The organism is Pseudoalteromonas sp. KS88 (assembly GCF_004766475.1).
Classification (GTDB): Bacteria; Pseudomonadota; Gammaproteobacteria; order Enterobacterales; family Alteromonadaceae; genus Pseudoalteromonas.
Genome location: NZ_PYHV01000004.1, coordinates 25,826 through 39,849, shown reverse-complemented (window position 1 = coordinate 39,849; position 14,024 = coordinate 25,826). Strand labels below are relative to the sequence as shown.

Sequence of the window (14,024 nt, the reverse complement as noted above, 5' to 3'; positions counted from 1 at the left end):
ATAACAAAGTTAATCCCATTACTTATGAACAAACTTATCAGCACCCTATGACAAACAATAAAAAGCAAATAAGTATTAAAAAAATAAAATTCCATTTAATTCAGGAGTTAACAGCACATGACAGTCGTTATGTCATATGACAATATAGCCATTGGCATATAACTGACGGCGTAAATAATAAAAATAATCGCTAAATTAGCATCATCAACTCAACAAGGATAAATGATGATGAATAACGACATACTAAATACTAAAAAACTGGGTTATAAATTTTACTTTCAAGATGGCGATGATCAAATAGCCTGTTTTGGTAGCTACTTCACAGGTAAAGAAGAAGTCTATATCAATGATGAGCTTGTTAGTGAAAAACGAAACATTAATGTAGCAAGCAAACACCAATTTGAACTATCAGGTAATACATTTAGTGTTAAATTTGAAATGCTGAATATCTTGACTGGAAAACTTCAGTGCTCACTATTTAAAAATAAAAAGCTCGTAAAAAGCTACGAACAATCATCACTATTTAACAATCCAAAAACGTCGCTAAAAGTTCTTGCGGGCTGCTTTTTGGGTGGACTCATTGGCGGCTATTTACTCATTACAATTTTAGAGTTTTTACTGGGGAAATTTTAGTATGCAACTTAATCCCACAACAGTGAGAACATTAAGGCAAAAGCTAGATTGGACTCAACAACAGCTCGCAGATGCCTGTGACGTGAGTTTACGAACTATTCAACGAGTAGAAAAAGAAGGCGCAGCATCGAAAGAAACCACCATGGCCTTGTGTGCTGTATTGGAGGTTCGCCAAGGTGAATTGATACGACTTGAAGAGGTCGCAGCACCTGACTCTAAAACACAGGTTATTAATAAACAAAAGATAACGGCGGTGATAGCAATCTCATCTTTTGCAAGCTTTGCACTTGGCATGATCACCGTATTCTTAATTATGAAATAAGGAGTTTAAGTCATGACAAAACAAACGCGAGGTCATATCACTTTAGTAATTATCGTCAGTGCTATCATACTGTTTGGCTTAGGCATAAAAGTTGGCGCAATGTTATAAAAATGCCCCAAATTTGGGGCATTTAAATTAAACATCTTAGTTATCTAAATATTTGTTATTCAAATACCTTGTCTACAGCCAACACTTCAATGTTTTTCGCAGGAATTGATAACGTGTAATCAGCGATTACTTTATCTTCAGCAACAAGCTCTGCTGGTTTTTCTGCGTTATACACCATAGGTGATGTTTGCTCAGACGCTAAGCGTTTTTTCATATCTTTACCATCGCCTGTGATAAATACATATTGAATATCGTCTGTTTGTAAGTTTTCTTTTATTACGCGATTTACATCAGCAAGGCTTAGCTTTTCAAGCTGGCTGGTTACGTATTTAACAAACGTTTCAGTGTTATAAAACTCACTATCAAGCGCATACCCTAACTGGCGGTTTTGACTTGCAACCATTTGCGGCACAAAGTTAATTAAGAAATTGCGCGTTGCCTCAAAATCTTTTTCAGTCATGCCATTTTTGATCAGTTTATCAAGTTCAAATAAAGCCGTACGTGTTGCGAAGTGTGCATCGTTATTTGAACGTAATGGGCGTAACCAAACTTGGAATATCTGCTCTGAACGACCTAAATTAGCATCCGGTTTTGTTTGGAACATACCTCGTGGGAAGTACTCGATATACGCATAATCACCATAGTTCATACCACGTGTTTGACGAATACGTTCATACAAATATGAGTTAGAGCTACGGTGCTCACCAAAGTACGAACGTACTAACCAAAGTGCGGTCCAGTCTTCGCTGCTGCGAATAGTATCAATTGGGAAACCAAATGAAACTGCTGTTGATTGCGCTGACTTTTCAACAATAGTGGCATGATGCCCTTTAAGTTCTGGTGCATCAGGTATTGATAAACGACTCTCCTCCCCTTTCGGTAAATCGCTAAAATCAGCAAACATGGTGGTTTTTAGAGACTCAGGTACAGCGCCAATTAGACCAACAGTTAATTTAGCCTGAGTGAACTCTTTGGCGTAAAACGCTTTTACGTCATCAAGTGTTAATGCTTCTAGATCTGACAAGTCACCATAGTTGTAACTTTCATATGGGTGACCTTGATAAAGCTTATGATAAAGCACTTCTTTACCAAGCTCTTCATCGTTTGAAGCTTTTAGGCCCGATTTAATACCGTCAATCAACTCTTTCTTTAAACGTTTAAAGTCATCTTCTCTAAAACCAGGATTAAGTAATTGCTCACTTACCAATGCGTACCACTGAGCGGCATTATCTTTATGGACACGCCCTTGCAATGAAATCATTTCTTTATCTATTTGATAACCAAAGCTGCCGGCTAATGGATACAGTGCTTTTTTGATATCATTATAACTTTTAGACTCAGAGCCACCTTGTGCAAGCATTGCAGCGGTGAGTGCAGCAACCCCTTTTTGACCTTTAGGATCAGCGGCTGCACCTGTGTGGAATAGCCAATTAACGTCAATCAATGGTGAACTATTGGTCTTATCAAGCACATTAAAGTGGCGCTCTTTGACTGTTTGCTTGCTTGCAACTAGCGTATTTAGGTCAACTTCTTTTTCAAAACCGGCTATCTTATCAAGTGCCGACATGGTTACCGTTGTGCGGCCACTGTCAACAAAGTACTTGTTAGCAATATCTTGAATATCTTTGGCAGTAATACTATCCGCGGTTGCATAAAGTTGGTTAATCACTTCTGGATCGCGCTCAAAGTGCATATAGCTTGCAAGTGTTGATGCAATCGACTGAGATGAATCAAGGCCATTAATAAAGCTGTATTTTAAGTTAGATTTCAAATCAGCAAGCTTTTGGCTATCTACAAGCTCGGTACGCGCTTTTGCATACGTATTATTAATTGCATCACGCGCTTTAGCTAAGTCTTCTTCGTTTTCTACTTTTACAAATACATGTAGTAAGCCCGGATCTTTTGTATCTGGGTTATAAGTAAACATTTGGCTGGCAATTTGTTTATCAACTACTAACTCTTGGTATAGCGCTGAGTTATTTGAAAAATAAAGCTGCGAGAGTAAATCCAATGCTGCGCGGTCTTTTATTTCTGGCTGCCAAGCTGTGCCCTTGTAAGATACAAGTAACCAATGCCCAGGTAACCCTTCATTTTTCTCATGGATGTACTTAGCCGCTTGTTGCTTTGGCTCTTTTGGAATATCAGCAACATAGTCGCCTTTTTGCCAGTTACCCCAGTGTTTTTTAACCATTGCCATGGTGTCTTTTGTATCAACATCACCCACAATAACTAATGAAACATATTCAGGTTTGTAAAACTTCTCAAAGAACTCTTTACCATACGCCATTTGATCTGGCATGGCTTCAATGTCTTCGAAAAAGCCCATTGTAGTGTGTTTGTATGTGTGTTTTTCAAATGCTTCATTACGCACAGCTGAAAGTAACTTACGGATAGGGCTGGCATTATTTTTAAGGTATTCACCTTTAACGGTTAATGCTTCTGTACGAAATTGCTCTTCTGAATATTTTAAGTTTTGGAAAATATCGGCTTCAATTTCGAGTACTTTATCAAGGTGCTGTTTCGAGAAGTTTAGGTGATAGTTAGTGTAATCATTAGTTGTATAAGCGCGGTTATCAACGCCTGAATTTTTTAAGATATCTGAATACACGTCTTGCGGGAACTTTTCAGATCCTTTAAACATCATGTGTTCAAAAAAGTGCGCAAAACCCGTTTTACCCGCTTCTACTTCATTGCGTGAACCGACTGATACAGGGATTTGCAATGAAACAACATCTGGATAATCGGTTTTAACAATCATCACACGTAAACCGTTATCTAACTCTTCTAGTACGTAGTCTTGTGAAAAAACACGGTCGTTTGCAGTGTTTACAGAGTTTTGCTCTATTTCAACTTCTTTAACCATGGTTGTACTTTCATTGCTAGCACACCCGCTCAGTGCTAGCGTAACGGCTAGGCTCGTTGCTAATAATTTAAATTTCATTGTTATCCCTTGTTAGTTGAATATTTTTTTAGTTATAAATATGTCTACATCACTTCGATTATGCAACAAAGTGAGGAAATATAAGACCCCTTGGCCAATGATTTATGTAAACAGTTGTGTATTTCCCGTACCTAAAACCAGAAGAAACATGAGATAAATTCACACACATTGAGAAAGTTTCATTAAAAAAATCTATCTAGACGTCTAAATGGCTGCTATATTGTCTGATATAGAAAGTTAATTGGCTGGAATGAGGATTATGGCTTTATCATTACAAGAGAAAATTGAAGACACCAATCAGGGTGTTTACTTAATTGGCACCACGCCACCGCGCATTGGTACCGATAAAGCCCAACTTGAAACCATTGCTCAAAAGCTATTAGGTCGTTTGCATGAAATTGAATACGACGGTGTGATTATTTATGATATTCAAGATGAAAGCAGCCGTACTGATAAGCCTCGTCCTTTTCCATTTAAACAGACTGTGGATCCAAGAGAATACAGCCACTTATTGCGTAATTTATCCGCTCAAGATGTGATCACTTATAAAAGTGTTGCACAGCGTGGCGAGGAAGAATTTAAAGCCTGGTTACATGAAACTAAGACCCAGTTTGATTTAAAAAACTTAGTACTGGTGGGTAGCCCTTCATCTGAAGGTGATATCAAGCTAAGCTTACCAAATGCCTATAAAGTTTTAGAGCAACAATCGGATGACTTCTTTTTAGGTGGCGTCACGATTGCTGAGCGCCACGCCAGTAAACGCAACGAACACGAGCGCTTACTTGAAAAAACCGCACAAGGGTGCAAATTTTTTATCTCGCAAGCTGTTTACAATGCCCAAGCCACAATTGATTTAATCACCAGTTATGCACGCAGCTGCAAAGCACAAGGTATAAAGCCACAACGAATCATACTGACTTTTACCCCATGTGGCAGTGAAAAAACGTTAGATTTTATGCAGTGGTTAGGGATTTCTGTACCTGAGGCCACAAAATGGCGCATGCTGGATTCACATAACCCGCTGAGTGAGTCGGTGCGTATTTGCCGTGAAAACTTAGATTTGATTTTACAAAGCTGCGCTCATTTGGATGTACCACTTGGATTAAATATTGAAAGTTTAACAAACCGTAAAGAAGAAATTGACGCATCAATTAACCTTTATCGCTTGTTAAAAGCAACGATGGAATTAAATCTAGCCGAAAAGCAAATAGCTTAGGGTCTATTGACCTTTACGGATTGAAATTTGTTCAAACTAGGAGCGATGTAATCGCGGCGCGAGGCTTGTAACCTAGTGGACTAAGTCAAAACCGAGCAAAGCTTGCGCGTCCTGCTAACGCCTCTTACCTACATCCATGTAGGTAACAAAGAGTAAATCGCCCCTAGGCAGAACCCGAAAGGCAGCGCCTGTTTGGCATTGATGCTGCGTTATCACCTACTTATGGGGAACAACCACACCACATAGGTGCTGCCTTGCCTAAACACCAAACAGACTGCTGTAAATTTAACCTTGAAAGGTCAACAGACCCTAACAATGCAGCAAGCATTACTCACTCATTTGAGAGTTTCAGTGCTTGTTTGTTTTTATACATATCTTGATCTGCTTTATCAAGCAATACCTCAAAGGGCTCTGTTTGCACAGAGCTAAAGCTATAGCCAATACTTAAACTTAAACATGGTAAGTCTTTTTCAGCTAATGCAGTTTTATAGCCGTCGCATATTTTATTAAGCACATTATCAATAAGTGATTTGTCGGTAATCTGAATCACCGCGATAAACTCGTCACCACCTAAACGGCCAATGATATCGGCATCCCTTAAACGCATTCGCAATGTTTCAGCCAATGTAATCAGTGCATTATCACCCACTTCATGACCAAAACGATCGTTTAGTTTTTTAAAGTCATTAATGTCTATGAACAAGCAACATACATCAAAGCCCAACCGCCTAGCCAAGTTAATCTTTTGTTGAGCCAGTAAACTCAATGCACGGCGGTTATAAATATTCGTCAACGGGTCTAGCATGGCAATTTCACGCATTTGCACGAAACTATTAACCATCTCTAAGTCATCTTCGACCATGTCTCTTAGTTGCTTGATTAACTCTAAATAGTTGCGTTGATAATCTGTCGGTTCGAAATCCATTACACATAATGTGCCAAACACCTCACCATCGGGCCAATGGATGGGCAAACCGAGGTATGACTCAAAACCATCTTTAACGACTTCGGGGTTATCAAGCCAAAACGTTTCTTTGCTAGCATGCTTCTCATAGAGCGCACTATTGTCTGTGACCACCTTTTTACAAAATATATTTACATCATTGGGTATAAAGGTGCCTGCATCATAGGGGTTTTCTTGCTGTTCGCTGGCAATCACTACCCGATAACCTTTATCAACAGACTGCACAATAAAACCCGCAGGGGCAGAAAACAACTCAGTCAATAAATCGACTGTTTTCTGCCACTTTTGTAAAGATATATGATTATCTTTTTCTGAGAACATCCACTGATTAGCTTTAAACATACTGGGCACCCGCGCTGACTACTTAAAATTAAGTATAAAAGACTTATCGGCGGCGGTTTGAACTTTTTTTACCTAGAATTCGTTTTTTATCACGGTCTTTTCGCGATTTATTCGTATTTTTACGGTTATCTTTAGGCTTTTTGTTTGGGTCAGGTTCATAGCCTGCCAGCCATTGTGGCGTTAGGCGAGTATCTAAAAGGACTTCAATCTCTTCAAGAAGCCACTGCTCATCAAGACTTACTAATGACATTGCAAGGCCCTGCTCACCCGCTCGGCCCGTTCGACCAATTCGGTGAACGTAATCTTCAGCTATATAAGGGAGCTCGAAATTGATCACATACTTTAATGAGACAATATCTAATCCTCGCGCAGCAACATCCGTTGCAACAAGCACACGAGTGGTCCCCTCTTTAAAGTTTTGCAGTGCTCTATCACGCGCACCTTGTGATTTATCGCCGTGGATAGACTCCGTTTTAAGTCCGTCTTTACACATTTCTTTGGCTAACTTGTCTGCCATTTGTTTTGTACGCGTAAAAATAAGTACTTGGCGCCAGTTTTTCATTCCTATCATGTGGGAGACCAGCTCTCGCTTACGATCTTCATCAACGGCATAAATCACTTGTTCCACTTCTACGGCAGCGGAGTTGCGTTTATCAACTTCAACAAGCTTAGGGTCCTTGAGTAACTTTTTACTCAATTCAAACACGCTATCATCAAAGGTGGCTGAAAATAATAAAGTCTGACGGTCACGTGGCACATGGCGCAAAATACGTTTAATCTCGTCAATAAAGCCCATATCGAGCATGCGATCAGCTTCGTCAAATACCAGCGAGTCTACGCTTGATAATGTAATGCTGCCTTTGATAATGTGATCAAGTAACCGCCCAGGGGTTGCAACCACCACTTGCGCCTCTTTCATCGCTTTGACTTGAGGGCCAATACTGGCGCCGCCATATGCTAGTGCACCTTTGATATCACAGCCTTGTGCATATTTTTCGAAACTAGCAAATACCTGCTGAGCAAGCTCTCGGGTTGGCGTTAAAATTAAAATTCGTACAGTGCCTTGCTCATCTTTTTTATCACTTGTGATTAATTTATGTAATAAAGGCAATACAAAGGCAGCTGTTTTACCGGTACCTGTTTGCGCACTTCCCATGACATCATGACCTGCCAAAATGAGTGGGATTGTTTGTAGCTGAATTGCTGTAGGAGTTTGGTATTCAGTTAGCTCAAGGCTTTTGAGTAATAAAGGGTCTAGATGAAGATCAGTAAAGGTTGCAGCAGACATAAGATAGACTTGGAATGACAAATATTAGCATTATTGTACGCGCAAAACGTGCAACAAAAAAGGCGCTTACGCGCCTTCTTAGAGATGTTTAAATAACTGCGGTTTTAAGCTACGGGCTTAAGCGTTTCTTTACGCTCGTTGTAAAATGCAATCAAATCGTCAACGGTCGCTTGGCAATATTCTCTTATGCCTGATACGACCATATGTTTTTCTCCTGATCCCACCTTACTGCCATTTTCAAGCAAATTAAATCGCAAGGTTATTTTACCTCGCTTACCAGCACATTCGAAGTCAGGTTCAGCAAATTCTAATGTTGGTGCTGTGATATCCAATGTATCGAGGTTTATCAACATAGACTCATAAATAACCATCGGCCTAGCCGGGTTTATCATAACATCTTGCTTACCCATAAGTGGAATGATGACATGTGGAAACGTAGTACCAGAAAACTCTACATAATTTTTTATCAAACTGTTAGTAAGTGTTTCACACTGGCTTGTTTTCCCTTCACGCTTAACTTTAAGCATGACTTTTTCACCGCTTGTAATATCAAACTCATTTGACCCGGGTGGAAAATGAAGTTTTGAATTTTCATCCACCATACCTGCAAAGGTGAACTCCATTCTTTCACTGATACCATACTTACTTAATACCAACGAAAACAATAGATCTCCCGGTACACAAAATTTCTTTGCGTCTTTATCATGAAGCGGGTTGTAATCATCAGCTACACACTTAGCAAAGCGGCAACCTTGCTCGCGAGAAATAGAGACATAGTCAGCATGTTGCTGATAATAAGGACTTAACATTGTTTGTTCACTACTTAAACTGCTTATAACCTGACTATACTACCAGATAAAAATACAATAGAGGTCGAATCTGTTAAAGTTTTGTTTATGACCTTACAGTCACTTCCTTGCATAACTTAAAATACAGTATGGCCAACGTCTAAAATAAATATTATTAATTAGTACTGCGTATAATAAAATGTAGCTTTTTGTACAAGTAGTTAACAACTCGCGGAAAATAGGTGACACTGGTTCTCTATTCAAGTTGCGTAGTATAAGCCTATTGGTGGAAGTACAATAAGTTCGCTAGCTTGAATACACGTGTGAAAAATAGGAAAACTATTTTTCCTTCGGATATTTAAGTCGGATTAACTAGCATTATTTGATAATACGTTAAGAATAAATAATAGAAAGAGACGTAGGCAGCAAGTCCATTATTAGAAACTCTGCTGCCAATTATTTAGGTGTATCAGTTTTGAATTACCCTAAGGGTTTTAAAATCTTCGATAAAATTAAAAAGTCAATCTACCACATTACAGTATTATGTAGTGTATTTTTTAGCATGTACGCTTTGGCAAAGCCTGTTGATAAACCTTATTTAGAGATTTCTCCTACAGTATGTGTGACCGAATCAGAACAAAAAATTTGCCAATTCAACATAAAAATTAATTTTACCTTGGCGCCCTTTAAAGAACTATGTCTTGAAATAACAAACCTTCCACAATACACACAGTGCTACACTAAAAAAGGGGTAATTAAAGAGCACTTAAAATTACAAACCTCTCACTCTATAAAAATACAACTTATTGATCCTCTGACCAACAAAGTTGTTAAAGAGCAAGAGTTATCAATTGCTCGTTACAAAGCAAGTGATTATCGCATCAAGCGCCGATTTGGCTGGAGTTTATAATGCACCATATATTTGTTATTGAAGATGACTTAAAGCTTGCCACTTTAATAAAAAAATTTTTATTAAAACAAAAATATACGGTTGATGTATTTAATACCGCACAAAGCTACAATGACCATGACATTATGTTTAACCCCACTTTAATTATCTGCGATGTAATGCTCCCTGACGGTAATGGCTTTGCACTAATTGAAGATTTGAGAAAAAATCATCATTGCCCGGTGATATTTTTAACCGCACTGGATTCCATTCAATCACAAATTAAGGGACTAGAATTAGGCGCGTATGACTACCTAGTTAAACCTATCCGACCAGAACTATTGTTGGCAAAAGTGAAAAATATTATCAGCCAACAACAAGAGTTTAATAAAGACTCACAAAATTTATATATTGATGTCAAAAAGCGCGACGCCGTATTTCTAAATACCCCACTGAAGCTAAATGAAAACGAGTTTGAAATCATTTCATTTTTAGTAAAAAATAGCCCTCAACCGGTATCGAGAGAAGTATTATTTAAACATGTAATTGGTCGTGAATATAATGGTCTAGACAGAGCCATTGATTTAAAAATAAGCCGGTTACGCAAAAAGCTTAAAGAGCTATTTGAAAACCAACACGCATCCTTAGATATTAAGTCAGTTCGTGGCAAAGGGTATAGCTTGGACATAACTGAGCCATGAATAGACAGTTTTTAAAACTCTATATTGTCATTCCAATTAGCTTAATAGCCCTCGTGTTAGCATTTGGACAACTTTATAACCATCTATTCTCATCCCCCCCTCTTAGTGTGCAGTTGAGCGTTAAAGAATTGAGATTGCTTATTGAGCATAAGGAAGAAAAAATAGAAGAATTAAATGATTCTCAGCTATTCCTTTCGGGTAACTTGAGGGAAAAATTTGAGAATGAAGGTATATTAACGGTTACGCTAGAGCAGCAGCAATATGTTTACTTAAAGGGTGATAAACAAAAAAACTTCCGCATCGGCCCTATAAATTTAACGCCTACGCAAACAACAAACTGGCTCGCCTTTATTACCTTTTACTTGTTACTAGGTGGGCTTATTCTATTGTTCATACGCCCAGTTTTCCGTGATTTAAGTATCTTACAAAATGCTGCCAAGCGTTTTAGTAAGAAACCTGAAAAATTTAATCTACCCATTAAGCCCAGCTCGTCTATTGCACCACTTGCAGGCACATTCACCGAAATGTCTGAGCGAATCGAAAACTTTATTCAATTACATAGTGATTTATCCCGCATTATTTCTCATGAAATTCGTACACCTTTAACTAGAATGCAATTCGCGCTTTCAATTTCAAATTACAATAATGAAGAGCGTGATCAGTTAGAACGAGATATTGAAGAAATTGAGTTGCGTTTAGAGCAGTACCTCTCATTTGCGCGCTTAGAGCATCAACACAGCGTATTTAGTCAATACACAACTAATCTCAACCAATTAATTGAGACTGAAGTTAATAAGCTTGATCTTTATGGGCTAAATTTTATTTTAAGAAACAATTTAGCCATGGTTAATTGTGAAGCAAGCTTTATGGCTATTGCAATGCAGAACCTGCTTATCAAAGCTCCAGTTAACCACATCTTCGTGACTTACTGTCCAAGTGCCATCTTTGGTTGCTTTAACCGTACGCACCCATTGACACTCAGGTGCACATGAAAAGTTAACTAAGTTTGGTAAGTTAAGCTTATGTGGCGTACCACCATTATATGGATCTGCTGCTAAGAAGTTTTCTGCACTTTCATCCATTACCAAGCCAGATTGAACGGCATTAGCAACATTAATTCGCCCAGCACCCGCACGATAAATCTGTGCTTTATCTGAATCACCGCCAACTTGATTTAAACGATAATATTGAACATCATTATCAGTAGTCATTGTGAGGGCCGATTGAACTTCAGCGGCAGACCACTCAGGGTGTGCTTGACGGATCAGTGCCATAGCACCAGCGACATGAGGTGAAGCCATCGATGTACCACTGCTCATTGAGTAAGCTGCACCATAAGGAGTAGATACAAACGGGTGTTCGTCTGAGTATGCTGCATATATACTCACGCCAGGTGCTGAAAGTGTTGGTGCAAGTACTTCAATATTTGAATAAGAAGGTCCACGCGAAGAGAATGTAGCCAACCAATCAGCATCTTCTTCATTAATACGGCGTTCAATAACGGTTGGCTTTATTGTGATCATATGGCCTTTTTCTGAATAGCTATCAACCCAATCAGCTAGCCCTTCTTCTGGCCACACACCATTCCATTGGTCATATGTAAAATGCACACTTGGTAAAGAGTAACTCTCTGCAACTGTCCCTTGATCTGAATCACGGTTAAACATGATGAAGCCATCTGCACCACCCGACTTTATGTTATCAGACTTCGCTGTACGGGCATTACCGTTAGGATCATTGGGTGCATGTCGCTGACAAACAACCAGGACTTTCGTATCTCCTTCAGCAGCTCCATCGATTGCAGTACCATCTTTATAAAAATCAAACGTGCCGGCTGGGAATTCATTGACGCAGTATCCATTGTAATCTTTCTCGCCATTTGAATCTTCGTAATCTTTTGCCCAAACCACTACGCCGGTGATTTCTTGATCATTAATAGAACCGCCTACAAGGCCTGCGTCCGACCAAGTAGGTATTTCTGATCCAAACTCATCATTTGCAAAACCAGCATATTCAACAGCCGTTTCTACTACAACACTTCGAACATGAGTGGTTGCTGCAACTTGGCTAAGCCAAGGTGATGAATTATCTAAATAACCCAAACATTCTGCTGCACCGCAAACATCAGCGCCAGAATTACCTGCAGCCGCCGCGACATTAATACCCGCTTCGCGCGCCGATAAAAATGCTAACTGCACAGGATCAGCCCATACATTTGAGTCTGCACCACCAATTGAAAAGTTAATAACATCAACCCCATCACCAATGGCATCCTCAATCCCAGCAACCAGTGCTTCACCAGGACACCCTCTGTAATCACTTTCATTTGTTGAATGACATACTTGATATGAAATAATATTCGCATGAGGGGCAACACCCGAAATTTCAGGAAATAGATCTGCTTTGATCACTTTACCATCCATTTCTTCACCAGTGCCGGCAACCATATACGGCACATTATTAATAACGTTACCCGCTGCCGTTGATGCGACATGTGAACCATGACCACCGTAATCTTCGCCTATTGCAGGCCAACCAGGGATCATTGCCGAATATGAGTCAGTAATTACATCGTACGAACGAACACCAATTAATTTATCATTACACTGAACATGCTCAGGTTCTTCAACACAATCCCCTACATATTGGCCATTACCCCATGGATTTTCGTGATCGTATTCATCGCCACCGATATCGGCAAATGATGGGTGATCAGTATTAACACCTGAATCAATGATACCAATAATTTGCCCTTCACCTTTGAGCTTCAAGCCTGCACTTGAGGCAGCACCAGACCAAACCTCATCGGCTTTGATCTGTTTTGGGCCTTCATCTGATAATAAATCGTAATGCTTTGAACGCATTACAGAGGCAACACTGCCTAGGTTTGCAACGCGCGCGGCCTCACTTTCTGTCATTTTGACAGAAAAACCATTGATGGCTTTAGTAAATTGACGCCGTATCTCAGTGCGTCCAGTAACTGAGCTTACTTCAGAAAAAACCTGTTGTTGTTTTTGTTTTAGTTCATTCTCATATGTTATAACCGCTCGACTTGTTGCTTGGCCTCGTTCAAATAACTTTGAATTTGGAGCAGTTAGCGCACGAGTTAGTGGAGAGTTCGGGGTATTGGCAGCAACGCTCACTGATGCATCTCGTAACCGAACAATGTAGATATGCTCACCCTCTGAGTTCTCTTCTACGAACTTCGCACCACGTGCGTTAACTTGAACGTTAAGATCAGCTACTTCAGTGATTGGTTGTTCAACCGAGTTTATTTCTTTCTGTAATGCCTGAACTTGCTCTAAAGTGAAATTAGGCGCTTTTAGTACATTCTCTTTTGTATAACTCTCAATGTCAGCAGCATGAGCTGCACTCGCGCTGTATATTGCAGCAGCAACAGCAATTGAAATTGTCTTCACTTGCATAAGTGTCCCCTGGATAATTAGATTGTATTTATTCAAGCAATCTGAATAGTAATTCAAAGCTTGTACAAACAATTCAACCATAAGCAGGGTTAAAAGTGACGCTAAAACGTGTAGCATTTTGTACACCGCATTAACAAAATAAACATAACAACAAACCAAAATAATAAATAACACTTTTTTTCATGTATTTAATTTATAAAAAGTTGTTTTTACATATTTACAAAAACATTACCATTAACACAAAAATGCTCCTTTTTTAATTTTATATTTGCAAAGCTTACAATTTTTAACAAGTTGAATTTAAACGAAAGGTTATACTAATAAAATGAATAATAATAAAAAGCAGTAACGAGGGTCTGTTGACTTTTACGGATTAAAATTCGTTCAAACTAGGGGCCATTTAAAGG

The 14,024-nt window shown here is 39.1% G+C and carries 10 protein-coding genes and 1 pseudogene; 6 read left to right on the top strand and 5 right to left on the bottom strand.

What is annotated here, in order from left to right:
* Positions 1 to 228: 228 nt before the first annotated feature.
* Both C7Y70_RS01375 and C7Y70_RS01370 read left to right on the top strand, forming a co-directional pair.
* Entirely contained in the window at positions 229 to 633 is a 405-nt protein-coding gene (locus C7Y70_RS01375; RefSeq protein WP_180270397.1) for a hypothetical protein, read from the top strand.
* Position 634: 1 nt separating this feature from the next.
* Complete coding sequence (locus tag C7Y70_RS01370; protein ID WP_099294925.1) at positions 635 to 955, top strand: helix-turn-helix transcriptional regulator; 321 nt, start codon at positions 635 to 637, stop codon at positions 953 to 955.
* A gap of 163 nt (positions 956 to 1,118) precedes the next feature.
* On the opposite strand, the gene C7Y70_RS01365 is transcribed toward C7Y70_RS01370, so the two are convergent.
* The gene (locus C7Y70_RS01365) at positions 1,119 to 4,004 is read right to left on the bottom strand and encodes a pitrilysin family protein (protein WP_135473114.1); all 2,886 of its coding nucleotides are present in this window, start codon (positions 4,002 to 4,004) and stop codon (positions 1,119 to 1,121) included.
* Positions 4,005 to 4,263: 259 nt separating this feature from the next.
* Here C7Y70_RS01365 and C7Y70_RS01360 point away from each other — a divergent pair, with 259 nt between their 5' ends.
* Positions 4,264 to 5,220, top strand: coding sequence for a hypothetical protein (locus C7Y70_RS01360; RefSeq protein WP_135473113.1), 957 nt, complete (start codon positions 4,264 to 4,266; stop codon positions 5,218 to 5,220).
* A gap of 331 nt (positions 5,221 to 5,551) precedes the next feature.
* Here C7Y70_RS01360 and C7Y70_RS01355 read toward each other — a convergent pair whose 3' ends face one another.
* The 3 genes from C7Y70_RS01355 to C7Y70_RS01345 form a co-directional block, all read right to left on the bottom strand.
* On the bottom strand, positions 5,552 to 6,526 hold the full coding sequence (locus C7Y70_RS01355; RefSeq protein ID WP_135473112.1) for a sensor domain-containing diguanylate cyclase: 975 nt from the start codon (positions 6,524 to 6,526) through the stop codon (positions 5,552 to 5,554).
* 43 nt (positions 6,527 to 6,569) lie between these two features.
* Complete coding sequence (locus tag C7Y70_RS01350) at positions 6,570 to 7,814, bottom strand: DEAD/DEAH box helicase (protein WP_135473111.1); 1,245 nt, start codon at positions 7,812 to 7,814, stop codon at positions 6,570 to 6,572.
* Between the two features lie 104 nt (positions 7,815 to 7,918).
* Positions 7,919 to 8,623: a DUF3581 domain-containing protein gene (locus tag C7Y70_RS01345; RefSeq protein WP_135473110.1), complete on the bottom strand. Its 705-nt coding sequence runs from the start codon at positions 8,621 to 8,623 to the stop codon at positions 7,919 to 7,921.
* 454 nt (positions 8,624 to 9,077) lie between these two features.
* On the opposite strand from C7Y70_RS01345, the gene C7Y70_RS01340 reads away from it, so the two are divergent.
* The 3 genes and pseudogenes from C7Y70_RS01340 to C7Y70_RS20785 all read left to right on the top strand — a co-directional run.
* Positions 9,078 to 9,512, top strand: a complete 435-nt coding sequence (locus C7Y70_RS01340; protein WP_135473109.1) for a DUF3019 domain-containing protein — start codon at positions 9,078 to 9,080, stop codon at positions 9,510 to 9,512.
* Positions 9,512 to 10,192 carry a response regulator transcription factor gene (locus tag C7Y70_RS01335; protein WP_135473108.1) on the top strand — a complete coding sequence of 227 codons (681 nt, stop codon included), beginning with the start codon at positions 9,512 to 9,514 and terminating at the stop codon, positions 10,190 to 10,192. The genes C7Y70_RS01340 and C7Y70_RS01335 overlap by 1 nt, the downstream gene beginning before the upstream one ends.
* A pseudogene (locus C7Y70_RS20785) lies at positions 10,189 to 10,911 on the top strand (histidine kinase dimerization/phospho-acceptor domain-containing protein); the annotation flags it as partial. The gene C7Y70_RS01335 and the pseudogene C7Y70_RS20785, both read left to right, overlap by 4 nt.
* Positions 10,912 to 11,028: 117 nt before the next feature.
* Here C7Y70_RS20785 and C7Y70_RS20740 read toward each other — a convergent pair.
* A complete protein-coding gene (locus C7Y70_RS20740; RefSeq protein WP_167850779.1) occupies positions 11,029 to 13,617 on the bottom strand; it encodes a S8 family serine peptidase in 2,589 nt (862 codons plus the stop codon).
* Positions 13,618 to 14,024: the final 407 nt, after the last annotated feature.